This window comes from Muriicola sp. SD30 (assembly GCF_041205185.1).
Taxonomy (GTDB): domain Bacteria; phylum Bacteroidota; class Bacteroidia; order Flavobacteriales; family Flavobacteriaceae; genus Muriicola.
In genome coordinates, this window is the sequence record NZ_JBGEWB010000003.1 from 523060 (window position 1) to 547929 (window position 24870).

Genomic DNA, 24870 nt, shown 5'->3' on the forward strand with positions numbered 1-24870 from the left:
TCAGACCAACTCGGCATTCAAACCTGCCTGTAACAATTTGCTACAACGTGGTTTTAAATCATCGTATTCTCCTGTTTTTACGGTACATTTCCCGTTGTAATGAACGATAAGAGAACATTGTTCCGCCTGTTCCGGGGTATGGTCGCAAACACCAATAAGAGTTTCGATAACGTGATCAAAAGTATTCACATCATCATTAAACAGGACGATCTCGTGTTGTTTTACTGTGACTTCTTCTAGAAGCAGCTCTTCTGAAAATTTTTCTTTTTGTCCCATAGCGAAGAATTTTTACTAATATAGTAATTTTTCCGACTTTACATTCCGTATGGAATTTTACTAAGTTCCATTTGTTTTAAAGCTTTGCGGGCTGTTCAGGATCTTATTTTAAAGTTAGTCTTTTTGATAAAGAATAGCCATCCAGGAATTCTTTTCTTGCTGTGATTTTAGCCGTAGTCCGGCCTCCAGGCACTTCCGGTTTATCATTTCTGAATCTGCTTTATAAAACCCGCTTAGCAGTAATTGCCCTTTTTCTTCCAAATGGTCTGAATAGGAAGGAATATCAGACAACAAAATATTCCTGTTAATATTGGCGAGAATCAGGTCGTATTTCTTTTCCGGAATAGCCTTCACATCCCCTTCGAGAACCAGAATCTGTTCCTGGTTGTTCCTTTTTACGTTTTCCAGGGAATTGACATAACTCCAGTGATCGATATCTATGGCATCTACAGATCCGGCACCCTTCATTGCAGACAGTATAGCCAAAACAGCCGTCCCGCAACCCATATCGAGTACAGAATTACCCTTGAGGTCCATGTCCAGAATAAATTTTAGCATTAAATAAGTGGTTTCATGGTGCCCGGTACCAAAACTCATCTTAGGTTCGATCACAATATCAAAGGACACTTCTTCTTTTGCATGGAATGGGGCCCTAACCCTGCATCTGGTGTCTATCTCAATGGGATCAAAATGTGTCTCCCACTTTTTATTCCAGTTTTCTGCCGGGATTTCGCGGGATTGGTAATGAATTTGAAAAGCGGGGTTGTCCAAAAGGCTGATCTGCCCAAGCAGTTCTTCCTGCCATTCGGCCTTGCGGACATAAGCTTTCAGGCCAGTCTCAGTTTCTTCAAAACTTTCGAAGGGTAATTCTGCCAGTTCCGCAAGAAGGATTTCAATACCCGGTACTACCGGATCTATTTCAAAATTGTATTCCAGGTAGACCCTACTCATCTTATTGGGCTGCAGCAACGATGGCAGCAAAATCTGTTGCAACCAGAGAAGCACCTCCAATTAGTCCGCCATCCACATCTTCCTTTGAAAAGATCTCTTTTGCATTGCCGGGCTTAACACTCCCCCCGTAGAGGATGGTTACATCCTGAGCTATTTCATTGTTATAGGCTTCTGCGATAGTCTTGCGGATAAAAGCGTGCATTTCCTGTGCCTGTTCTGGTGATGCAGTTTCCCCTGTACCTATAGCCCAAACGGGCTCATAAGCCAGGACGATATTTTTCCAGGAATCGCCATCGAGGTGGAACAGGCCATTTTTCAACTGACTCCCCACTACTTTAAAATGATCTCCACTTTTCCGATCCTGTAATTCCTCCCCGAAACAGAAAATGATCCGTATTCCCGCTTTGAGGGCGGCATCGACTTTTTTGGCCAGAAGCGCATCGTCTTCCCCAAAATAAGCCCTTCGCTCCGAATGGCCCAGAATCACGGTATTTATTCCTATTGACTGAAGCATGTCTGCAGAGATCTCACCCGTGTAGGCCCCGCTTTCGGCAAAGTGCATATTCTGGGCAACCACTTCGATAAATGAACCATCCAGTTTTGTAACGGCTTCTGCCAAATTCACAAATGTGGGGGCGATCATCACTTCGGCAGCAGATGGGGTAACAGCCGACATTAACTCCTCGATCAGCTGGGCCGTATCTGCCCTGTTCTTATTCATTTTCCAGTTTCCGGCTACAATTTTATTTCTCATTTTAGTTATGGTTTTTTATTTATTCATGCCTTCTAATATCCATTCCATTGCTTCAGGGCCATATTCATTTTCATAGTGCCAATCCGGTCCAAAAAGATCCATAGCATATTTTTCAATTGTTGTTCCAAAACCAGCTTTTTTACGCCTTTCATTAACATTATCCGGATCTTCAATTGGCCAGAAAACATTACTGCCATCTGCCAGAGTCACTCCTTGGGTTCCATATATCTGAGGTTGCTTCTGGTTCATCAATGATCTGTCTAACATCATTGCATACAGCCTGAATGGTAATTCTCCTGTAAGTGCAGCTATTTCAATTTGCGGTAAAAATTCGTCTATCCTATCAGAATGCTGAATGACATACCAGGCTGCTTTCCCTGCTTTATCACCCACCAGACTCTTTCCGGGATATCCATATACTTGTATAATTGAATCTACAAATTGAATATTACTCTGATCAATCTCCATTTGACGAGACCAAGTTGAAGGATCAAAAGAAGCCCTGTATTTCTGATCAAGTATCATTATACTATCTAATTGAACCTGAAGTGAGCTAATGTACCTTTCTTCATCAGAGAGGTTCTTCAATTCCAAATCTTCGAAGTCATTGTAATGAAGTTTTTGAATAATTGTCCCCTCCTTTACTCGCAGAATTCCGGGATTAGAGCGTACAATTGTTTTTAAAGTCGTTTCGTCCGTAAAATAATAGGGAAATAGAAGTCCGTATTCACTTTTTAGTGCTTCAGTCCACTCTTCGGAAGAGGCAGACATTCCAATTACAGAATAGCCCATCACAAGAGCTGAATCTGTAATTTTTTTGATCTGTTTAAAAGCTTCCCGATGTGTCTTTTGCAAATCATAGGAGATCACCATCAATAAATTTTTTCTTTTGAGAATAGATCCTGCCAAATCAATTCCGTTCTTTTCTATTGTAAAATCATGGATGGGGGGTTCATACCCCTTCTGGATTTCCTTGGTCTCCACTTCAATAAACTCCCCGTCAACAGTGGGGTACTCCCCCTGGGTCACAATGGTTGTCCTCTCCCCATCCACATCGAAAGTCCAGGCATATTCAAAGATTGCCTTAGGGGCATCAGCAGGGACACTCATGCCTTCTGAAATGTTTGCTCCTATCTTGTAAGGTCTGAAATCGATAGAGGGCAAATGGTTGATCACCTGGTTGACGAACAATACGCAGGCCAGGAGAGAAACAAGGAGAATAGCTATTGAAGTTTTTGCTTTAAAAACCGGCTGGATGTATTTTTTACCGTAGAATAAAAGCAGGATGAGGATTAAAAGTACCACATCTTTGGTAAAGGATTCCCAGGGAGTGAGTTTTACCGCATCTCCAAAACACCCACAGTCTGTAACCTTATTGAAGTAGGCCGAGTAAAAAGTGAGGAAAGTAAAGAACACAATCATCCCCAGTAAACTCCACAAGGTGATCCTCTTCTGGTAACCGAGTAAAAGTAAAACCCCCAGAACTACCTCAAAAATAACAAGGAAGATCGCCAGGGCCAGGGCATAAGGCGTAAAGAAGGGCAGGTCGAGCACGGCCGGACTGAAATACTCTTCCAGTTTAAAGGAAAAGCCTACGGGGTCATTGAGTTTGATAAGGCCCGAAAGGATAAACAACACCCCGACGAAAATTCTTGAAATCGTGACAATAATCTTCATAGTTCGCATTTATAGTATCAGGCAGTTTCCTCTTCCAGATGGATCATGGCGAAGACCGCATAATTGATAATATCCTGATAATTGGCACCAATGCCTTCACTTACCAGGGTTACTCCTTTGTTATCTTCAATTTGTTTTACCCTCAGTAATTTCTGAAGGATAAGATCGGTTAATGAGCTTACCCGCATCTCACGCCAAGCTTCACCGTAATCGTGGTTTTTATCCTCCATCAGTTTCTTGGTGGCAGCGGCGTATTTGTCATAAAGATCGGAGGCTTGTGAAAGGCTAAGGTCGGGTTGTTCCACCACCCCTTTCTCGATCTGTATTAAGGCCATGATAGAATAATTGATAATCCCAATAAATTCTGAACGTTCATCCTCGTCTACTTTTCTCACCTCTTTCTCCTGCAGGCTTCTGATCCGTTGGGCTTTGATAAATATCTGGTCTGTAAGGGAAGGTAGTCTCAGGATTCGCCAGGCAGAACCGTAATCCTTCATTTTTTTTACGAACAACTCCCTGCACCGTTCTATTATGGCATCGTATTGTTCAGAAGTATGCTGCATATCCTTCTATTTTGCGTACATTTCGTTCGAAATACTGTCGGCCTCAAAGGTCGTAGTTTAATCTAAATCGGCAAAATGAATTCTCGCAGATCAAAGGCTGCCCTCCAATGATGACATTAAACTGCAAAGGAACCTTAATAGACCTCACAAAACCCAGGGTAATGGGCGTCTTAAACTTAACTCCCGATTCCTTCTACGACGGGGGGAGGTACAAAGAAGAAAAGAGCATTCTCTCACAAACTGAAAAAATGCTTCAGGAAGGAGCTACGTTTATCGATGTCGGAGCTTATAGTTCACGTCCCGGTGCAAAGGATATTCCGGTAAAAGAGGAGCTAAATCGTATTGTTCCTGTAGTAAAACTCCTGATAAAAAACTTCCCAGAAATCCTGATCAGTACAGACACTTTCAGAAGTGAAGTAGCAAGACAATGCCTGGAAGAAGGGGCTGCTCTTGTCAATGATATCTCCGCGGGTAAACTCGATCCTCATATGATGGAAACGGTGGCTGAAGCAAGAGTGCCTTATATTATGATGCATATGCAGGGAACACCACAGACTATGAAGGAGAAGAATACGTATAAAGACCTGTTAGAAGACATACGTTTTTACTTCTCTGAAAGAATTGCGACCGCCAAGACCTTTGGCATCCACGATATAGTTATTGATCCCGGTTTTGGTTTTGCCAAGAATATCAGTCAGAATTTCGAGCTGCTACGGAAGTTTGCACTTTTGAAGACATTTGGCGTTCCTGTTCTTGCCGGACTCAGCAGAAAGTCGATGATCTACAAAGTCTTGGGTATTTCGCCAGACGAAGCCCTAAACGGCACTACGGCTCTAAATATGATCGCCTTGCAGGGAGGGGCTAATTTACTGAGAGTACACGATGTTAAAGAAGCAATGGAATGTATCAGCCTTTATAATCAACTTAACGCACCGACATCATAGCTGCGAATAGACTATTTTTTCTAATTTTACAAAAACGACTGGATTGGACTTTCTAAATTTTCTGGATTTTAAGATTACAGACCTGTTAGACATCCTTCTTGTCGCCATCCTTCTTTACTATATCTATAAATTAGTCCGGGGTACTGCCGCGGTAAATATCTTTCTGGGAATTGTTTTTGTGTGGGCTTTCTGGAAATTCACCCAGCTTCTAGGGATGAAGATGATCAGTAGTGTGGTAGGCGGATTTATGCAGGTAGGACTGATCGCATTAATTGTTGTGTTCCAGCAGGAGATAAGGAAATTCCTGCTGATGATCGGCTCAACAAATCTGGCCAACAAACGCACTTTAGGAAAACGCTTTAGTTGGCTTAAGCAGGATGGGATTATTCCTGATCTGAATATTGGAGTAGTGCTCGAGGCCGCTGAAAAAATGTCTAAGAGCAGAACCGGGGCTATCCTTGTCATTGAACGCAACAATTCCCTTGATTTTATCAAATCTTCAGGCGATAAAATGAATGCGGAGGTTAATCTCCCTCTGCTCGAAAGTATCTTCTTTAAGAACAGTCCGCTTCACGATGGGGCTGCCATCCTGAGGGGAAATCGCATTATAGCTACCCGGGTAATACTCCCCTTGTCTCAGGAGCGAAATATCCCTTTGAGATTCGGACTGCGCCACAGGGCTGCTATAGGAATCACTGAAAAAACAGATGCCCTTGCCCTTGTGATCAGTGAAGAGACCGGAAGTATTTCGTATATCAAAAACGGGGAATTCATTATGTATAAAGACATTAAAGAACTGGAAACTCTTCTGAAAAAAGACCTTCAATAAAATGAATTGCAAGAATTGCCAGATACAGTTACAAACTGATGAAAACTTTTGCCATAGTTGCGGTGCAAAAGTTATGCGCAACCGACTTACTTTCAAAAATTTATGGAATGATTTTAAAGAAAGAGTCTTAAATCTGGACAACAATTTTTTCCGGACATTTAAAGATCTTTTCTTCAGGCCTCATCTTGTAGTTGATGGTTATATTTCCGGGGTTAGGAAAAAGTATATGGATCCCATCAGCTATATGGGTATTGCCCTTACTTTATCGGGACTTCTCTTGTTTTTACTTCGGAAGTACTTCTTAGATAAAATTAATTTTGATTTGCCATTTGATAACTTCGATCCTGAATTAGCACGAAAAATGATGCTGGTTTCTATGGATTTCAACTCCTTCCTTTTCTTACTCTATATCCCCGTCGTTACTCTGGTCGGATGGGTAGTCTACAATAGGAAAAGTTATCTTTTGTCAGAATATCTAGTTCAGGGTACTTATAGTTTGGGCCATTATAGCATTTTCACAACACCAGTTACTCTGATTATTCTCCTACTGGCTCCGGATTATTATTTCGACCTGTCTTTCCCTATCATTGCTTTGATGGCATTGTATGCCATATATGTAGCTTCAAAAATCCATGGTTTCTATTGGCTTAGGACCCTACTTTTTTTCTTTGGTTTTGGTCTGGGATTTTTTGCTCTGGGCATCCTTTTGAATATAATTTTTCTGCTATCCGGTGTAATAACATTGGAAGATTATATGCCAAAGGGATAAAAAAAAGAAACAACTTAAGCCACTTCTTCCGCCAGGAACTGGGCTTCGTAGAGTTTGCTGTAATACCCACCTTTCTTAAGGAGTTCCTTATGCGTACCGATCTCTACGATCTGTCCGGCATCCATTACAATGATCTTGTCTGCCTTCTTTATGGTAGCCAGGCGATGAGCGATGATGATGGAGGTTCGGCCTTCTGTGATCTTGTCTGTAGCCTTTTGTATCAGTTTTTCTGTGTAAGTATCCACGGAGGATGTAGCCTCGTCTAGCACAAGAATACTGGGATTGATGACATAGGCCCTGAGGAAAGCGATAAGCTGACGCTGCCCGCTTGACAACATCGTTCCTCTTTCCTTTACGTTATAGTCGTACCCTTCTGGTAGTGAGTTGATAAATTCGTGAACCCCAATACGTTCTGCTGCCTCTTCTATGGTCGCTTTGGAGATGGACTCATCTTTTAGGGTAATATTATTCGCAATCGTATCGGCAAACAGAAAAACATCCTGTAGTACAATGGCAATATTCTTTCGCAAGGAGGCCAGCGTAAAATCTCGGATATCAATCCCATCGACGCTGATGCAACCGCTGTTGATCTCGTAAAATCGGTTGAGCAGGTTGATGATGGTTGATTTCCCCGCCCCTGTAGCGCCCACGATGGCTACGGTTTCTCCGGCCTTGACATCGAAAGAAATCCCATGTAATACTTCTTCGTCTTCGAGGTATCCGAATCGTACATCCTTAAAACTTATGTCTCCGGCTACCGGAGTTTTCTGTACGGTGCCATCATCCTGAATTCTGCTATCCGTATCCAGTATCTTAAATACCCGGTTGGCAGCAACCATTCCCATCTGAAGGGTGTTGAATTTATCCGCAATTTGCCTCAATGGCCTGAAAAGCATTTCTATATAGAGAATAAAGGCAAAAATGGTTCCGGCGATGTCTACATCGATATTCGCGATATTCTGAAGTCCACCATACCAGACTACCAGACCTATGGCAATAGAGGTAACGATCTCTGCTACTGGAAAAAAGAAAGAATTATACCAGACCGTCTTCAGCCAGGCATTCTGGTGTTTTTCATTGATCTCCCTGAATTTGTCACTTTCAATTTTTTCCCGGGTGAATAATTGGACGATCTTCATCCCTGTTAGACGTTCCTGCACAAAGGAATTGAGGTTAGAAACCTGTGCCCTGACTTCAATAAAGGTGACTTTCATGGCCTTTTGAAAGAGGCGCGTTGCGTATAGGATAATGGGGAGTATGGCAAATACGAGTAACGACAACCTCCAGTTCATCCAGAGCATCATACTGGCTGCGGCAAGCATCTTGAGCAAGTCGGATACGATGGTGAAAAATCCCTGACTAAAGATCTCACCTATCCTTTGCATATCGGCAACTGCTCTGGTCACCAAAACACCAATGGAAGAATTGTCGAAATACTTCATCCTGAATCCCAGCATCCTTTTAAACAACAGAATCCTGATATCCTTAATTACCGACTCTCCAAGCCAGTTGGCGTAATAGTTAAACAGCAGTTGAAATACTACCTGTCCTACAAGTACACCAAGCATGGCAAAGGATAAAACCAACAACTTATCCATATCCCTTACATTGATGGCGTCATCGATAATATTCCTTAGAATGTAGGGAGTAAGGACAGCAAAAAAAGTAAGTAGGATACCCGCTAAAGCAACACCGTAAAAAGTGAGTCTGTACGGCCTTGTCTGGGCGAGTAATCGTTTAAATAAATTATAGTCAAAGGCTTTGCCTGTTTCCTTATCCATGTAGTTGAAATAGGGTATCGGGATATCTAATCTTCATCAAATATAACCCTTTTGCAGGCACTGAAACGCCGGCTTCCCCCCTGTCTTTGCTTTTTATAATACTATTAACATTCTCAACTGTAGATTTCCCAAGACCCACATCAAGCAAGGTGCCTACTACAGCCCTGACCATATTCCTCAGAAAGCGGTCTGCGGTAATGGTAAAAATCAGGGTGTCGCCTTCTCTTCTCCAGTTTGCTTCTTTTAGGCGACAGACATATGTCTTTACATCTGTATTTGATTTTGAAAAGCATTCGAAATCGCTGTGCTTCAACAACTCCGCTGATGCAAGATTCATCGCTTCTATATCAAGGGGAAGGTGAATGTAATGGGCCCAATCTGAGGAAAAAGGATCTTTTCGCAGGACCACTCGGTATTCATAAGTACGTTCAAGGGCATCGAATCGTGCATGGGCTTTTGGTAACACCTCCCTGATTTCGCGAACAGCAATATCCTCTGGAAGAAAAGCATTGAGTCTGTGCACCAATTCAGCCGATTCCAGTTTATTGTCGATATCAAAGTGAGCAAAAAGTTGCCTTGCATGCACCCCGGCATCGGTCCTACCCGCTCCTACTAGTTGCACCTCTGCCCTTAGCAGTGTAGATATGGCCTCTTCCATAGTCTGCTGAATACTCCGAGCTTTGGGCTGTCTTTGCCATCCGTGATAAGCTTTTCCGTTATATGAAAATTCAATAAAATATCTCAAGGTGAAATCCTATTTTTGTCTGGCACAAATATACCCCTTTCATGACCAAAATCTTATTGCTTTCAGACACCCATGGGTATTTAGATGATTCAATTCTTAAATATGTCGGGCAAGCTGATGAAGTCTGGCATGCCGGAGATATAGGCACCATAGAAGTTGCAGATAAGCTGGCTGCAATAAGACCATTAAAAGCTGTGCATGGAAATATTGACAATGCGATGATACAGGGCGAATATCCCTTAGATCAGCGTTTTTTTTGTGAAGAGGTTGATGTGTGGATCACGCACATCGGAGGTTATCCCAACCGATATAGTCCCCGGATTAAACAACAGATCGCTAAAAATCCTCCTAAATTATTTATCAGCGGTCATTCTCATATTCTTAAGGTAATGTGGGACAAAAAGCTGAATTTACTACATATGAACCCAGGAGCTTGTGGAAAGCAGGGTTTTCATCAGATGAGAACCATGCTCCGCTTTGAAATAGATAAAAAGGAAATACAGAAACTGGAAGTAATAGAGCTCGGTAAGCGCTGAAGAAGGTGAAGTTTCCTATAAATTAAAATAACATTGGGCTCGTCCAATCGATACAAAAAACAAAAAACCCCGGTATGGCAACCGGGGTTTCACGCACTAATACTACTAAGATGTTAGGTTTAACGTAAGCGGTCAACAGATTTTACAAGATCCTCATCCTTTTTGATAGCCCTGTTGGCCAGGACCAGAAAAACGATAGAAAATACAGGAATCAACATCCCAATACCCTTCTCAGAGACCAAAGTCTCTCCGGATAAGTTTAGCGACCGGTAAACGAAAAATCCCAGTAAAAAAAGATTAAGTATCATATTTAGTCGGTTCAGAACAAACTGGCTTTTCCTATCCCTGTACCTGAAAATAGCCAGAGCTGCCAGCACAGCCGAACCGTAAAAAGCTATCGAAATCGCGATTTCATTCTTTGCAAAAACTACAATTCCCTGAGCATCAGTCCACAATGCAACCCAAAATGGCAGAACCGCTCCCAGAAGGATTACGGCAACCATATAAAGAGTCTGAATACGTTGAATCATTGTGACATTGTTAGTTCGCGCTGCAAAAATAAAGGTCTTTTTAAAAATTAAAGGCGAATTAATGAAAATATTTTGTAATTTTACCATGTTATACTTGATAGTACTTACCCACTGGGATCTCATTCCCATGTAAACCCAAGTAACAAATACTTCAAAATTTTATAACCACGTTTAACTTATTCAAAACTCAATGTTTGAGATTTCCGATTTAAAGGCAATGAAGCTACCTGAGCTTCAGAAGATTGCCGAAACTCTAAAAGTTCCAAAATACAAGAGTCTAAAAAAATTAGATCTTGTTTATCAAATCCTGGATCTGCAGGCCAGTAACCCAAAGATGGTTAAAGAGACCGCAGAAGTGGTAGAAGGTTCTGCCCCAAAGGCCCGTTCAAGAGAACGAAGCCCTAAACCAAGACCTAAAAATAGTAGGAATGATGGTTCCCCTGATGCGAAAGATACCAGACCTGCTCAGAAACAAAGAGAACCCATAACCAAGGACAAAGGGGAAGAAACGGTAAAAAAAGAACACCCGAAAAAAGAACATCCCCGAAAGGAACATCCAAAAAAAGAACATTCTGCGAACACTTCCAAGGCGCAGGGTGCACCTAAAAAGCATCACCAGAATAACGGACAGGATAAAAAGTCGAGCAACTACGACAAAGACCTGAAAAACAAATACAAGCAACCTGAGTACGAATTTGACAGCATCATAGCAAGTGAAGGTGTTCTTGACATCATGCAGGATGGGTATGGATTCCTCAGGTCTTCTGACTACAATTATCTATCATCTCCTGATGATATTTATGTATCCCAGTCGCAGATCCGACTTTTCGGCTTAAAGACAGGAGATACAGTATTGGGTAATGTAAGGCCCCCAAAAGAAGGGGAAAAGTATTTCCCATTAATTAAGGTGAATAAAATCAATGGACAGGATCCCCAGGTAGTTCGCGACAGAGTTGCCTTTGAACACCTTACCCCTCTCTTCCCAAAAGAAAAATTTAAGCTTGCTGAAAGGCAAAGCAACATTTCAACGAGGATCATCGATTTGTTCTCCCCTATAGGTAAAGGACAAAGAGGAATGATTGTTTCCCAACCCAAGACGGGAAAAACCATGTTATTAAAGGATGTTGCGAACGCTATTGCGGCAAACCATCCGGAGGTATATCAGATCATCCTACTAATAGATGAACGACCTGAAGAGGTTACGGATATGCAGCGGAATGTACGAGGCGAAGTGGTAGCTTCTACCTTTGACAAAGAAGCCACGGAACACGTAAGAGTAGCTAATATTGTACTCGAGAAGGCAAAACGACTTGTTGAATGCGGGCATGATGTAGTGATACTGCTCGATTCTATCACTCGATTGGCCAGAGCATACAACACGGTTCAGCCGGCTTCCGGAAAGGTATTAAGTGGAGGTGTTGACGCCAATGCCCTACACAAACCTAAGCGTTTCTTTGGAGCAGCCAGGAATATCGAGAACGGGGGATCGCTTACGATCATTGCGACGGCACTTACAGAAACCGGTTCCAAGATGGATGAGGTAATCTTTGAAGAGTTCAAGGGAACAGGGAATATGGAACTGCAGTTAGATAGGCGAATCAGCAACAGGAGAATCTTCCCTGCTATCGATCTAATCTCTTCTTCAACAAGAAGGGACGACCTGTTACTAGACGAAAATACTATCCAGAGGATGTGGATCATGCGAAAGTATCTGGCCGATATGAACCCTATTGAGGCCATGGAATTTATGGAGCAGCGTATCAAACAGACCAAAAACAATGAAGAATTCCTGATGACCATGAGTCAGTAAGGAAATCTTCCAGATATAAAATCCCGGAACGCGGCATAATGTGTTCCGGGATTTTTTTTGCCTGCAAACGGATATTTAGAAAACAAAAAACCCGGCAAAAGGCCGGGTTTTTATCAAAATATTATTAGTGACTAGCTTATAAGGTAGCTACCATTTTCGTAAGCTTACTCTTAAGGTTGGCCGCTTTATTATCGTGAATGATGTTTCTCTTAGCCAGTTTATCGATCATACTGATCACTGAAGGCAATAAGGCATTCGCCTTTTTCTTATCTGTTTCACTTCGTAACTTCTTGATTGCGTTACGAGTGGTTTTGTGCTGATACCTGTTACGCAGGCGCACTGCTTCGTTCCTTCTGATTCTCTTTAATGCCGACTTGTGATTTGCCATCTTTCTATTAATTATATTTTTTATCTGCCTTTTCCGACAGTCTACCTGTAGCCCGTAGGGGAATCGAACCCCTGTTACCAGGATGAAAACCTGGCGTCCTAACCCCTAGACGAACGGGCCAAATTAATAACCCTAATCCTGCTTTTTCCAAAGCACGATCAATTTTAGTAGCCCGTAGGGGAATCGAACCCCTGTTACCAGGATGAAAACCTGGCGTCCTAACCCCTAGACGAACGGGCCAAAGCTTAGTGCAATTGCGGATGCAAAAATACAATTATTTTTTACTACCGCAACCCCCTCTCATTATTTTTTAATAGGCTGTTTAATAGGCCTTAGCGAAGAGTACTCTTTGTTGGCTTGGCTTACCGGTGACCATACAACTCCCTTCCTCCTTCTTGTCACCCAGAGGGATACAGCGAATGGTGGCTTTCGTCTCTTCTTTTATTTTTTCTTCAGTTGCTGCGGTTCCGTCCCAATGAGCGAGGAAGAATCCGCCTTTAGATTCAAGAAGTTGCTTAAACTCCTCATAAGAATCTACCGGGGTAATATGCTCCTCCCTGTAGTTAAGAGCTTTTTTGTATATGTTCTCCTGTATATCACGCAGCAGCTTTTCAATGTGACTTACTATTCCCGAAGCTCCCACGGTCTCCTTTTCAAGGGTATCCCGCCGTGCAACTTCATAAGTGTCATTCTCCAGATCACGCTGCCCGATTGCAAGACGAACCGGCACTCCCTTTAATTCGTATTCATTGAATTTAAATCCGGGCTTATGTGTATCCCTATTATCGAACTTTACTGAAATCCCTTTAGACCTCAGCTCTTTTACCAGAGGCAATACCTTTTCAGAGATGATCTCTAATTGTTCCAACCCTTTGTAGATAGGTATAATTGCCACCTGTATGGGAGCCAGTTTTGGGGGTAGTACCAGTCCGTTATCATCACTGTGCGTCATGATGAGGGCACCCACTAGTCGGGTAGAAACGCCCCAGGAAGTAGCCCATACGTAATCCTGTTTCCCCTCTTTGTTAGCAAATTTTACGTCAAATGCCTTGGCAAAATTCTGCCCAAGGAAATGAGAAGTCCCGGCCTGCAGGGCTTTTCCATCCTGCATCAGGGCTTCTATGCAATAGGTTTCCACAGCCCCGGCAAAGCGTTCTCCTTCAGTTTTTGTGCCCTTAATCACCGGTACAGCCATATGCTCTTCTGCAAATTCCGAATAGATATCCAGTATGGTCTCAGCCTCTTTTACGGCTTCATCTTTGGTAGCATGAGCTGTATGTCCTTCCTGCCATAAAAATTCAGCGGTTCTTAAAAAAAGACGTGTACGCATTTCCCAGCGCACCACATTGGCCCATTGGTTGATTAGCAGTGGTAGATCTCTGTAGGATTGAATCCAGCGTCTGTAGGTATCCCAGATAATTGTTTCAGAGGTAGGGCGTACAATGAGTTCTTCTTCCAGCTTCGCCTCAGGATCAACCACTATACCACTCCCGTCCTCGGCATTCTTGAGCCTGTAATGTGTAACTACAGCACATTCCTTGGCAAAACCTTCTACATGACTGGCTTCTTTACTGAGATACGATTTTGGGATAAAAATGGGAAAATAGGCATTCTCATGACCTGTTTCCTTAAACATCTTATCCAATCCCGCCTGCATTTTTTCCCAGATAGCGAAGCCATATGGTTTGATCACCATACAACCCCTCACACCAGAATTTTCAGCCAGATCAGCCTTTACTACGAGCTCGTTATACCACTTGGAATAATCCTCGGATCGCGTCGTTAATTTTTTTCCCATCTTATGTACTTTGGCACAAAACTTGTATCAATTATCAAGAATAGTTGGGCAAAACTAACTATTTTTAATATGTTCAACAATATAAATTTATACTCATGATAGATTCCTTACCCCGACCAAAAACCATCAATATGATTGTCCTGGGTCTTCTAGGCTTTGGGATGGTCTCCTGTGGATCGTATCAGCAGGCATCGTATTACGATAATGACGGAATATACCCTTCCGGAGTTGAAAGACAAACAGTCTACACTACTCCGAGAACTACAGTTCAGAAAGCACCAAAGCAGAACGAAGATGGTATCTACGGAGATTACTTCGGGCGTAAGGCTGAGGAAATCGACGATTTCATGGAAAATGAGATCTTTACGGATGTTGATGAATACTACAGTGGGGTAGAGAATGACAGTCTCGATTTTATAGAGAATGAGAATTATTTTGACAATAATAACACCTATGCCGGAAATCCCGGGTGGGGAGATAATCCAACCAATATTTCCATTAATTTTAACGACAACTGGGGCTGGAACCCGATTTGGGCAGACCCATTCTGGGGCGCTAGTGGCTGGTACTACGGTGGTTTATACAGTCCGTGGAGATGGAGAAATTCTTGGGGCTGGGGCTGGAATTACGGCTGGGGTGGCGGCTGGAACAACTGGGGCTGGGGAGGCTTTGGCTGGAATAACTGGGGCTGGGGTGGTGCCTGGGCCTGGAATTACGGTTGGGGAGGATGGAACAACTGGGGCTGGAATGGATACAATCGCTTTGGATATCCCTACTACGGCTATAACAGATTTGGACGTGGTTATAACCAATACGCCTTTAACAACTCCCGTAGAGGATATTACAACAGGAATACTATTACTTCAAATTCATTAAGGGGAAGGTCTAACCTTAACACCCGAAGTGGAAGTACACGTTTGAGAAATAACAGTGGCAGATCGAATATTTCATCACGAAGTACAGCTCGCAGATCCTCTGCTTACAGGGGAGGAACCACAGCGAGACGTTCTGTAAGTACAGACGCTATCAGCAGAAACAGGAGTTACCGAACAAGCAGGAGCTCCCGGGTTTCCCCGAACTACAACCGTAGTTCTGCACAAAACAGATACAGCGGAAATTCTGCATCAAGAAGTAATATTTATCGAAGAAGCAGTGGAAATGTAACGAGACCTTCATCTAGATCTTACAGGTCTTCCGGGTCCCAGCAGCGATCTTCAGGCTACAGATCTTCAAGCACAAGGAGTTCACGGAGCAATGGTGCTTACAGAAGCTCTGGATCCTCCAGAAGTTCTAGGAGTTCTGGTAACTACCGAAGTTCAGGAAGCAGCAGTCGCAGCTCCGGAAGCTACAGGAGTTCAAGTAGTGGACGATCCTCCAGTGGGAGTGTAAGAAGCAGTTCCAGTGGAAGTAGCAGATCATCCGGCAGATCTTCTGGTGGCAGATCATCAGGAAGCAGGGGCGGAAGAAACCAATAATCCTTTTACGTTCAATAAATAAAAGACAGGACAATGAAAAAATTTCTAACGTTCATTACGGGTTTGTTATGCCTTACCGCAACGGCTCAGAACATTGATGACGTACTCAGGTACAGTACAGAGAATCTACAGGGAACGGCCCGTTTTCAAGGAATGGCCGGCGCTTTTGGGGCCCTGGGTGGCGATATGTCGGCATTAAACATTAACCCTGCCGGATCCTCCGTTTTTGCCAATAGTCTCTTTACTATTACCGGAGCAAATTATCACCAGAACAACGAATCTACCTATTTTGGTTCTTTAGGTTCCGAGGTGCGTAATTCTTTAGACATCAATCAATTGGGAGGCGTATTTGTCTTTAATAGTAGAAATTCTAACTCCCCCTGGCAGAAAATAGCCCTGGCGATTAATTATGATATGGCCAGGAATTTCGACAACGAAGTCTATACCTTCGGGAACAGTAATCAGGGGATAGACAATTACTTCCTGAACTTTGCGAATGGAGTGCCTTTTGGCCCACTTCAGATACAGGATGGGGAATTCATTGAAGAAGCCTATCTCGATATCGGTGCCAACCTGGGATTCAGGGAGCAACAGGCCTTTTTAGGATACTATGGAGGAATTATTGATCCGGTAGATGAATCGGATAATAACAATACGGCCTATGTTTCTAATGCCCAATATAATACAGTTGATCAGGAATATTTTAAAAGGACCAACGGGTATAACAGCAAACTCACCATGAATTTCTCAGGGCAATATCAACAAAACCTGTTTATAGGGGCCTCCCTGAATTTTCACACCGTTTTTTACGATCAGTATACCGAATTTACAGAAACAGGATATGACGCCGGTTCTGAGATTCAATTCGTGAATTTTGATAACTACCTGCGTACCGAAGGCTCCGGTTTTTCCTTTAGCCTCGGAGCTATTGCCCTCTTAAATGAAAACGTTCGCCTGGGAGGTAGTTACCAATCACCTACCTGGTACCGACTTCTGGATGACACTTCTCAGCGGATCAATTCAGATTTGGCAGATTCTGAGATTGGGTTTATCGATTTTAATGTGGTGAATCTATTTGAAGAATACACCATAAAAACCCCTTCAAAACTCACCGGGAGCCTGGCAATTGTTTTCGGACCCCAGGGATTACTGAGTTTTGATTACGGCCACCAGGATATGTCCCAGGCAGAATTAAGGCCTTTGTCTGATCCCAGCTTTAGTGATGAAAACAGCTTTATAGCAGCTCAATTGGGCGTAGTGAATACATATAGAATCGGGGGAGAATACAGAATCGATAACGTGAGCCTCCGGGGAGGTTATCGTTTTGAAAGTAGTCCCTATGTCGACGGAGTGACCATTGGTGATCTTGAGGCAGTCTCTTTCGGACTAGGCTTTAATTTTGGCGGAAGCAGACTCGACCTGGCTTTTAGCAGATCCGAACAAAATGCTCAGTCGCAATTGTTTTCTACTGGATTCCCTTCTCCTTCTTTAGTAAACAATATCAATACAAACATCTTATTGGGCTATACGCTCAACCTCTAAGAAATTGTATAATTGAAATAAGAAAGAGCCGGTGGAAGCCGGCTTTTTTTATCGAACCAGGGAAAAGTGTGTCCTGATGGTATTTGCCACTACTATCCCCTGTTCATCGCGAGAATAATCCAGCCGGAACCAATAATCAGAAGAAGGCATAGGTCGGCCATTGAACGTACCATCCCATCCAATAGTTGTTTCATCCAGTTGCTTTAGCAACTTTCCGTAACGGTCAAAGATGAAGACTACAGGGTCTGTGAGGGTCTCAATTCCAAGAATATTCCAGGCGTCGTGAATACCGTCCCCGTTAGGAGTAAAGAATTTGGGGTAACCTACTACCAGAAATGGAATAGGATTGGTAGTACCACAGCCGTTTTTGTCATTTATAATTACCGTGTTCTCACCCGGAGGGACATCGTAAAAAATAGCTGAATCCTGGAAATCTCCCCCATTGATAGCGTATTCATAGCTGCCGTTTCCGTCTACGATTATTTCAATATTGTTGCTATCCGAAAGATCATCGAGGATAACCACTTCCTGTAAAACAGGAGTGCCGTAAAATGTGATCAGGATGTCATCAGTAATGGTGGTAGCCAGATTGGTAATGATTTCAACAAAATAGCGCCCTGAATTTGGGCTTGTAACAGTATATGTGGTCTCTGCAGGCCCTGAAGCCAATACCTGGTCTATAACCCCGTCATCTTCGTAATCTACGCTCCAGGTGACATTGGCAATATCCGGTCCGGCAGGCGAATTCAGTGCACTCAGTACTATATCGGGGTCGCCCTCACAGGCCACAATATCCAGACCCAGGAATTCATCTCTCAAAGTACAATCGAGAGCAGTATTCTGGTCCTGATCTACCGAATACCCTGTAAAGGTCAGAGAAAAAGGTTCCGGATCCCCGTCAAAATTGGTATTAAAATTATTGATCAGAAGGTAATAGATCTCACCCTCTTCCACAATGAGCCATTCATCGTAGGTATTCTGACTGCCGGTAAGGTTCGGAGCACCTTCCTGACCATTTTCGGGATTTACTCCGATCCCGGTAAAATTGGTGTCATTAACCTCATAATTACATCGTATAGGCTGGGCAGTTCCATTACTGATACTCCCACAATCCGCATCAGGCCCGTATAAGGCAAAATCCCATTCAGCCGTTACTGTTCCACTGGTTCCCGGAAGGGCTTCAATATCGAATCCGATCTGCCCCCGTGTTCCTGCCCGGAATACGTACCAGGAAGTGTTGTTCTCGATATTTGCAGAACTTACACTACCCTTTTCCAGACACCCACTCTGCCTGATTACATCAGGATCAAAATCGTCTATATCCCCTCCCCCGTCGGCAAACGAGAGGATAGGAGCATCGGCGCACACAGGGATAGCACTTCGGCAATCCGGAGAATTCTGAGCAAACAGGCCAACGGTGCAAAAAAAGACAAGAGCCGTATACCAAAGGTATTTTTGCATAGAAATGGGGCTATTTAACGAGGGTTAAACAGTATGTATAACTGGGAGGGGGGAAATTTAGTATAATTTCATCCTACTTTTTTGACTCTTAATCGATGAACGGATGGTCTTAGTTACCCGTATGGGAATTATCGTCTTAATGAGAAGTGATTGTTGATGTACCTGGCTTCCACCCGTTGGTTACTGTCGTCCAGAAAAGAAATCTTAAACCAATAATCCGTGGAAGGGACAGGGGCACCGTTGTAAGTTCCATCCCATCCGAGATAATCCTCTTCCATAACTGCAAGTAGTTTTCCGTACCTGTCAAAAATCTGTACTACGGGTTCCCTCAGTGTTTCAATACCCACGATTTGCCAGAAATCGTTTGATCCGTCACCGTTGGGAGTAAAAAAGGTAGCAAAACCCACCACAATAATATTGTCTGTTACCGTGCCACATCCATTAAGGTCGTTGATGGTAACTGTATGCATACCCGGACTTACTTCCCTAAAAACAGGGGAAGATTGAAACGGCCCTGTGTCTAGTTGATACTCAAAGTTTCCAGGTACATTATTTACAATTTCTACGGTATTTGCGGTCTGAAGATCATCGATCAGGACCTCAGAAATTACAGGGGGTACGGATACCGATACACTCACTGTCCTGCTGGCCGAGCAATTCAAACCTGCGGTAGTATTGGTTACTGTGAGGGTGTAGTTACCAGCCTGTGTGACCGAAATACCGGGAGTTGTCTCCCCGCTATCCCAGGAATATGTGTATTGGGCGTTCGGAAATAACTCGCCTATGATCTCACCGGCTGTATTTTCACAAATAAAGACTTCATCCTCAAAAGTGAGCACAGGAGTCACTACTCCTTCCAAAATAAACTGTTCAGAAGCATCGTAACATCTTGGATTCTCAAGACTTGATACTCTTACATAGATCGTTTCATTCCCCGAATTTATGGTGTGTAATTTTGGAAGGGGATTCAGGCCATTATCTGCATCCGAAAAGGTGGAGTGATAACTTACCAGATGTGTTGCAGGATCTTGTGGACCCAGGGCTTCAGTGTCCTTTACTTCCAGGTTGAATGTTCCGTTTTCCACGCATAGGGCTTCATCTGCAAGAGGATGGGTGACGGGGGCTACAGAAAATGCCACCTGTACGTCACTAATAATATCGGGGGGTGCCGGCATACTAACTCTTACCCTGTACATGGCGGAGCTATTTACAGACAATGTGGGCGATACTTCACCGGCCAGAACCTGATAACCACTTCCCGTATCGCTATACCAGGTGTAGCCGAGGGCATTGGTTGTTGTTGCGTCCAGAGTGACAGTTTCGTTATCGCAGGCTGCAACGGGAGCGCCGAGCAGGTTATTGATTATAGAACAATCAAGTGCATCATTTGGGTTTGTAACAAAGATCTGGCCCGAAAACTGGATAGAAAACCCTGAATTACTGTTGCTGAAATTGTTAATCAGGAGATAGTAATCCTCGCCTGGTGCTACCTGTATCCAGTCTTCGTATTGCACATTGCCGGTGTTTCCTGTAGGGTCTTCCCCTACGCCCATATAGGCATCTTCATCCCCGTTATCAAAAAAATTACATCGGATAGGGTCCCCCAGCGCTGCACAGCTCGAAGACCTGTAGAGGGCGAAATCCCAATCCTCGGAGGTGTCGAAGCCAATGTTAAATCCAAGCTGACCCGATGCACTGGTCCTGAATCTGTACCAGGCCGAATTGGATTCGATAAATCCTGTTATGGTAGGTTCCAGACATCCGGAGTTAGGCGCATTGTTAAAATCGTCGGTTCCATAGCCTGAGGTCCCCCCATTAACAGGAGTGTTATTGCAAATGGGAATCGCATTAAGGCAATCGTCAGCAACCTGAGCAGCTGCGTTGTTCAGTATAAAAACAAAGAAAATACAAAGAAGACCCAGAGGTATTCTCATGAATGACTAAGGTTTACATGTAAATCCCTAAAATAAAGGAGCTGTCACCTTAACACTAATTTATGTTGTGTATAGGCCGTAACGGCGCATAAAGTGCCATTTTATGTATATCTTTGCCCTTTGTTTAAGACCCGATTTAATGAAAATAAAGAGTTCTTTGGAAGATCATTTTGAGTCTGTTGGGGAAGATCACAGTTCTTCAGCTGAAGACACCCCCTTAAGACCTGATGCCTTTGTCCTGTCTGATGAAGAGAAAATTGAGCGCATAGAAGACAGTGTAAGAGACATTATGTTAACCCTTGGCCTCGACCTGGACGATGACAGTCTGAAAGGAACCCCGAGGCGCGTGGCAAAAATGTATGTGGAAGAAGTGTTCAGTGGCTTACATCCCAAAAGAAAGCCCAAAGCATCGACCTTTAAAAACAAGTACAAGTATGGAGAAATGCTGGTGGAGAAGAATATCACTGTATATTCTACCTGTGAGCACCACATGCTTCCTATAGTAGGGAAAGCCCATATTGCGTATTTATCTGCCGGAACCGTGGTTGGCCTTTCCAAAATGAACAGGATCGTTGATTACTTTGCAAAAAGACCACAGGTTCAGGAACGGATGAATATTCAGATTGTTCGGGAACTTCAAAAAGTGCTGGGAACTGAGGACGTCGCTTGTGTGATAGACGCCAAGCATCTGTGTGTTAATTCAAGGGGAATACGGGATGTGGACAGCAGTACAGTGACCGCAGAATACGGTGGCCGATTTAAGGAAGAGGCCATACGCAAGGAATTTTTGGAATACATTAATCTGGATACGACCTTTTAACCTCCGGGCATCCTAATGGCGAAGTATCAGGAACAAGAACTTAGAATTTACAATTCCCTTTCGGGGAAAAAAGAGAAATTCATCCCCATCAATGAAGGTCATGTAGGCATGTATGTATGTGGTCCCACTGTGTACAGCAATGTACATCTGGGAAATTGCCGTACGTTTATGTCTTTTGACATGATCTTTCGTTATCTCAAACACCTCGATTACAAGGTCAGATATGTCCGGAATATAACCGATGCAGGTCACCTGGAAGACGATGCAGATGAAGGGGAAGATAAGATCGCCAAAAAGGCCCGACTGGAACAGATTGAGCCTATGGAAGTTGTTCAGAGATATACAGTTGACTTCCATAACATTCTGCAGAAATTTAACTTTCTTCCTCCAAGTATTGAGCCTACAGCAACGGGGCATATCATTGAACAGATTGAAATCATCAAGGAAATCCTTGAAAATGGATATGCCTATGAGATCAACGGATCGGTTTATTTCGACGTTGTAAAATTTAATGAAACACATGAATACGGGAAGTTAAGCGGGCGAAAACTGGAGGATATGATCAGTAATACCCGTGAGCTAACCGCCCAGGATGAAAAGCGAAATCCTCAGGATTTTGCCCTCTGGAAAAAGGCAGAACCACAGCACATTATGCGATGGCCTTCCCCCTGGGGGGATGGATTTCCGGGATGGCATCTGGAATGTACAGCGATGAGTACAAAGTACCTTGGGGAAACCTTCGACATCCACGGAGGTGGTATGGACCTCAAATTTCCTCATCACGAATGTGAGATCGCTCAATCTGAGGCATCACATGGCAACTCCCCCGTAAAATATTGGTTGCATGCCAATATGCTGACCATGAATGGGAAGAAAATGGCAAAATCTACGGGGAATAACATTTTACCAAATGAGATTTTTTCCGGGGAAAACGACATATTAAGCAAACCTTTTGCGCCTTCGGTGGTTCGTTTTTTTATGATGCAGGCACATTATACCAGCATCCTGGATCTCAGTAACGAGGCCTTGCTGGCGTCTGAAAAAGGCTATCACAGATTGATGGACGCCTTGAGTCTGATCGATGGTTTAACAAGTTCGAATACATCAGGTATAGATATGCCGGCCTGGAGACAGAAGTGCTATGACGCGATGAATGACGACTTCAATACTCCGGTTTTGATTGCCGTATTGTTTGAAGGCGTGAAATTTATCAATCTGATTAAAGAGGGTAAAGCACAAGTTTCCGAGACCGACCTTAAGATTCTCTCCGAAACCATGAACCAATTTGTGTTTGATGTCCTTGGACTGGAATCTACTACACAGCTTACTGCATCTTCTGACAAACTGGGTGGAGTGGTAGCTCTGCTGATTCAACTGCGCAATGAAGCCAGGGCCAATAAGGATTTTGCCACTTCGGATAAGATCAGAGATGAATTGGCCGATATGGGGATTCAACTCATGGACGGAAAAGAAGGTACTACCTTTAGTATCACATGAAAAAAATACTCATAGCCCCATTTGTTTTCCTGGTACGCGGGTATCAATTATTGATCTCGCCCTATTTACCCTCCAGTTGCCGATATTCCCCAACCTGCTCCCAGTACACTCTTGAAGCCCTCAGAAAACACGGCTTGTTCAAAGGTGGTTGGTTATCTATAAAGCGAATTTTTAGTTGCCATCCCTGGGGTGGAAGTGGTTATGATCCTGTTCCGTAAAACGTTTGTGATTTTCTCTGGAAGATTGTTTTTTCTGTGAGAAGCATCGATAATCTATTTTGCTCTCTTCGTATTTCCTTATCTTAGTCGCTTAAAAAAATATCCTATGCATTTCCTAGGTTTTATCTGGAATCCTGCTGACACACTTTTTAAGATCGGATTTCTCCAGATCAAGTATTACAACCTGCTGTGGATCATAGCCTTTGCTTTAGGCTGGTTCATTATGAAGAGAATCTTCCTCAAGGAGAAAAAAACAGTTCAGGAACTCGACTCCCTTTTTATCTATACCGTAATTGCTACCATGTTGGGAGCGCGTCTGGGTCATGTTATTTTTTACGACTGGCCGTATTACTCCAATCATTTGCTCGAGATACTGCTCCCGATTAGAGAAAGGGCAGGAAGCAGCTTATTTGGTCTTATCAATGGATATGAGTTTACGGGTTTCACCGGTTTGGCTAGCCATGGGGCGGCTATCGGAATTATCATAGGCATGTACCTTTATACCCGAAAACACAAAGGCTTTAAAATGCTCTGGATCCTCGATCGGGTTGTCATTCCTGTTGCCATAGGGGCCTTTTGCGTTCGCCTGGGCAACTTCTTCAATTCAGAGATCAATGGGAAAATAGTGGAGAAATCTTTCCTTTTCGCCACCAAATTTGTTCGCGACAGTGATGATATGCCGGCGTCCTCCGCCATGAGGATCACTAAGGAAAAAACGGTCAATGCTGCTTATAAAGCGCTGGAGAACAACCCCCAGTTTTCGGAATATCTGGAAGCCATCCCATACAGGCACCCAGCACAACTCTACGAAGGGATTTGCTATATCTTTGTTTTCCTTATCCTGCATTTCCTCTATTGGAAGACAGAGAAAAAAAACCATCCCGGTTATCTTTTTGGCTTGTTTCTGGTCCTGCTGTGGACGATCCGATTTTTCGTGGAATACGTCAAGAAAAGTCAGGGTGGATTTGAGGAATCCCTGGGACTTCTTTCAACAGGGCAGTGGCTGAGTATTCCTTTTATCCTCATCGGGCTGTTCTTTATGTTTAAACCCAGAAGAGCGTAAAAGGATTCGCGATGAAAAGAGTTTTTTATTTCCTCCTGATTTTTACCGCAGTATTATTTATCTCCGGAAGCTGCAAGCAAGAGGCTAAAAAGTCAGTCAGTACAGCACCTGTTACCTTTACCAAAGAAGGGACACTGTCCGTCTACAGGGCAGAGTCGGATACCCTCCTGGCTGAGCTCGACATAGAGATTGCCGAGAGTGATTATGAGACACAAACCGGACTCATGTACCGGGAGAGTATGGAACAGAATCAGGGTATGTTATTTATTTTCCCTGAAGAGGCATATCACAGTTTCTATATGAAAAATACCCGTTTCCCGCTTGATATTATTTATATCGATAAAGATCTGATGGTAACCAGCATTGTGAAAGATGCACAACCCATGAATGAAGCGGGATTACCTTCCGAAGTTCCGGTAATGTATGTACTTGAAGTAAATGCCGGACTTGCAGATCATTGGAAACTTTCTAAAGGAGATTCGATTTCTTATATAAGAATTAATTAAAAA

The 24870-nt window shown here is 43.3% G+C and carries 24 protein-coding genes and 2 tRNA genes; 12 read left to right on the forward strand and 14 right to left on the reverse strand.

The window, feature by feature from the left end; all coding sequences use genetic code 11:
• The 5 genes from AB8P51_RS11375 to AB8P51_RS11395 all read right to left on the reverse strand — a co-directional run bounded on the left by AB8P51_RS11375 (window position 1) and on the right by AB8P51_RS11395 (window position 4221).
• On the reverse strand, window positions 1-276 hold the full coding sequence (locus tag AB8P51_RS11375) for an ATP-dependent Clp protease adaptor ClpS (protein WP_369748949.1): 276 nt from the start codon (window positions 274-276) through the stop codon (window positions 1-3).
• 114 nt (window positions 277-390) lie between these two features.
• Window positions 391-1227 carry a 50S ribosomal protein L11 methyltransferase gene (prmA, locus tag AB8P51_RS11380; protein WP_369748950.1) on the reverse strand — a complete coding sequence of 279 codons (837 nt, stop codon included), beginning with the start codon at window positions 1225-1227 and terminating at the stop codon, window positions 391-393.
• 1 nt (window position 1228) lies between these two features.
• Window positions 1229-1981 carry a triose-phosphate isomerase gene (gene tpiA / locus AB8P51_RS11385; RefSeq protein ID WP_369748951.1) on the reverse strand — a complete coding sequence of 251 codons (753 nt, stop codon included), beginning with the start codon at window positions 1979-1981 and terminating at the stop codon, window positions 1229-1231.
• A gap of 15 nt (window positions 1982-1996) precedes the next feature.
• Entirely contained in the window at window positions 1997-3658 is a 1662-nt protein-coding gene (locus AB8P51_RS11390) for a BT_3928 family protein (RefSeq protein WP_369748952.1), read from the reverse strand.
• Window positions 3659-3675: 17 nt separating this feature from the next.
• Window positions 3676-4221: a DUF1599 domain-containing protein gene (locus AB8P51_RS11395; protein WP_369748953.1), complete on the reverse strand. Its 546-nt coding sequence runs from the start codon at window positions 4219-4221 to the stop codon at window positions 3676-3678.
• Between the two features lie 110 nt (window positions 4222-4331).
• On the opposite strand from AB8P51_RS11395, the gene folP reads away from it, so the two are divergent.
• Genes folP through AB8P51_RS11410 form a run of 3 tightly spaced genes read left to right on the forward strand, consistent with a single transcriptional unit; the run spans window position 4332 to window position 6763 of the window.
• The gene (gene folP / locus AB8P51_RS11400) at window positions 4332-5165 is read left to right on the forward strand and encodes a dihydropteroate synthase (protein WP_369749157.1); all 834 of its coding nucleotides are present in this window, start codon (window positions 4332-4334) and stop codon (window positions 5163-5165) included.
• Between the two features lie 43 nt (window positions 5166-5208).
• The gene (gene cdaA, locus AB8P51_RS11405; RefSeq protein ID WP_369748954.1) at window positions 5209-5994 is read left to right on the forward strand and encodes a diadenylate cyclase CdaA; all 786 of its coding nucleotides are present in this window, start codon (window positions 5209-5211) and stop codon (window positions 5992-5994) included.
• Window position 5995: 1 nt separating this feature from the next.
• Entirely contained in the window at window positions 5996-6763 is a 768-nt protein-coding gene (locus AB8P51_RS11410) for a DUF3667 domain-containing protein (protein ID WP_369748955.1), read from the forward strand.
• A 14-nt stretch (window positions 6764-6777) separates the two neighbouring features.
• On the opposite strand, the gene AB8P51_RS11415 is transcribed toward AB8P51_RS11410, so the two are convergent.
• Both AB8P51_RS11415 and truA read right to left on the reverse strand, forming a co-directional pair.
• Window positions 6778-8544, reverse strand: coding sequence for an ABC transporter ATP-binding protein (locus tag AB8P51_RS11415; protein ID WP_369748956.1), 1767 nt, complete (start codon window positions 8542-8544; stop codon window positions 6778-6780).
• Window positions 8537-9289 (reverse strand): tRNA pseudouridine(38-40) synthase TruA, encoded by a 753-nt coding sequence (gene truA, locus AB8P51_RS11420; RefSeq protein WP_369748957.1) that lies wholly within the window; start codon window positions 9287-9289, stop codon window positions 8537-8539. Before truA ends, AB8P51_RS11415 begins: the two co-directional genes overlap by 8 nt.
• Window positions 9290-9330: 41 nt before the next feature.
• Here truA and AB8P51_RS11425 point away from each other — a divergent pair, with 41 nt between their 5' ends.
• Complete coding sequence (locus AB8P51_RS11425; RefSeq protein WP_369748958.1) at window positions 9331-9825, forward strand: metallophosphoesterase; 495 nt, start codon at window positions 9331-9333, stop codon at window positions 9823-9825.
• Window positions 9826-9944: 119 nt separating this feature from the next.
• On the opposite strand, the gene AB8P51_RS11430 is transcribed toward AB8P51_RS11425, so the two are convergent.
• Entirely contained in the window at window positions 9945-10355 is a 411-nt protein-coding gene (locus AB8P51_RS11430; protein WP_369748959.1) for a DUF4293 domain-containing protein, read from the reverse strand.
• A gap of 190 nt (window positions 10356-10545) precedes the next feature.
• Between AB8P51_RS11430 and rho the strand changes: the two genes are divergently transcribed.
• Window positions 10546-12165: a transcription termination factor Rho gene (gene rho, locus AB8P51_RS11435; protein WP_369748960.1), complete on the forward strand. Its 1620-nt coding sequence runs from the start codon at window positions 10546-10548 to the stop codon at window positions 12163-12165.
• Window positions 12166-12301: 136 nt separating this feature from the next.
• On the opposite strand, the gene rpsT is transcribed toward rho, so the two are convergent.
• The 4 genes from rpsT to proS form a co-directional block, all read right to left on the reverse strand.
• Window positions 12302-12553, reverse strand: a complete 252-nt coding sequence (gene rpsT / locus AB8P51_RS11440) for a 30S ribosomal protein S20 (RefSeq protein ID WP_369748961.1) — start codon at window positions 12551-12553, stop codon at window positions 12302-12304.
• Window positions 12554-12601: 48 nt separating this feature from the next.
• A tRNA-Glu gene (locus AB8P51_RS11445) sits at window positions 12602-12673 on the reverse strand.
• A 48-nt stretch (window positions 12674-12721) separates the two neighbouring features.
• Window positions 12722-12793 (reverse strand) — tRNA-Glu (locus AB8P51_RS11450).
• An 82-nt stretch (window positions 12794-12875) separates the two neighbouring features.
• Complete coding sequence (proS, locus tag AB8P51_RS11455) at window positions 12876-14351, reverse strand: proline--tRNA ligase (protein WP_369748962.1); 1476 nt, start codon at window positions 14349-14351, stop codon at window positions 12876-12878.
• 95 nt (window positions 14352-14446) lie between these two features.
• Between proS and AB8P51_RS11460 the strand changes: the two genes are divergently transcribed.
• Both AB8P51_RS11460 and AB8P51_RS11465 read left to right on the forward strand, forming a co-directional pair.
• Complete coding sequence (locus AB8P51_RS11460; protein ID WP_369748963.1) at window positions 14447-15826, forward strand: hypothetical protein; 1380 nt, start codon at window positions 14447-14449, stop codon at window positions 15824-15826.
• A 33-nt stretch (window positions 15827-15859) separates the two neighbouring features.
• A complete protein-coding gene (locus AB8P51_RS11465; RefSeq protein WP_369748964.1) occupies window positions 15860-17368 on the forward strand; it encodes an OmpP1/FadL family transporter in 1509 nt (502 codons plus the stop codon).
• 48 nt (window positions 17369-17416) lie between these two features.
• Here the strand turns inward: AB8P51_RS11465 and AB8P51_RS11470 are convergent, their stop codons facing one another.
• A complete protein-coding gene (locus AB8P51_RS11470; RefSeq protein WP_369748965.1) occupies window positions 17417-18829 on the reverse strand; it encodes a T9SS type B sorting domain-containing protein in 1413 nt (470 codons plus the stop codon).
• 128 nt (window positions 18830-18957) lie between these two features.
• Complete coding sequence (locus AB8P51_RS11475; RefSeq protein WP_369748966.1) at window positions 18958-20763, reverse strand: T9SS type B sorting domain-containing protein; 1806 nt, start codon at window positions 20761-20763, stop codon at window positions 18958-18960.
• Between the two features lie 139 nt (window positions 20764-20902).
• Between AB8P51_RS11475 and folE the strand changes: the two genes are divergently transcribed.
• The 5 genes from folE to AB8P51_RS11500 all read left to right on the forward strand — a co-directional run bounded on the left by folE (window position 20903) and on the right by AB8P51_RS11500 (window position 24867).
• Window positions 20903-21583 carry a GTP cyclohydrolase I FolE gene (gene folE / locus AB8P51_RS11480; RefSeq protein WP_369748967.1) on the forward strand — a complete coding sequence of 227 codons (681 nt, stop codon included), beginning with the start codon at window positions 20903-20905 and terminating at the stop codon, window positions 21581-21583.
• Between the two features lie 15 nt (window positions 21584-21598).
• Complete coding sequence (cysS, locus tag AB8P51_RS11485; RefSeq protein ID WP_369748968.1) at window positions 21599-23080, forward strand: cysteine--tRNA ligase; 1482 nt, start codon at window positions 21599-21601, stop codon at window positions 23078-23080.
• Window positions 23077-23298 carry a membrane protein insertion efficiency factor YidD gene (gene yidD, locus AB8P51_RS11490; RefSeq protein ID WP_369748969.1) on the forward strand — a complete coding sequence of 74 codons (222 nt, stop codon included), beginning with the start codon at window positions 23077-23079 and terminating at the stop codon, window positions 23296-23298. The genes cysS and yidD overlap by 4 nt, the downstream gene beginning before the upstream one ends.
• Before the next feature lie 106 nt (window positions 23299-23404).
• Entirely contained in the window at window positions 23405-24361 is a 957-nt protein-coding gene (gene lgt / locus AB8P51_RS11495; RefSeq protein ID WP_369748970.1) for a prolipoprotein diacylglyceryl transferase, read from the forward strand.
• A gap of 11 nt (window positions 24362-24372) precedes the next feature.
• The gene (locus AB8P51_RS11500; protein ID WP_369748971.1) at window positions 24373-24867 is read left to right on the forward strand and encodes a DUF192 domain-containing protein; all 495 of its coding nucleotides are present in this window, start codon (window positions 24373-24375) and stop codon (window positions 24865-24867) included.
• Window positions 24868-24870 lie beyond the last annotated feature (3 nt).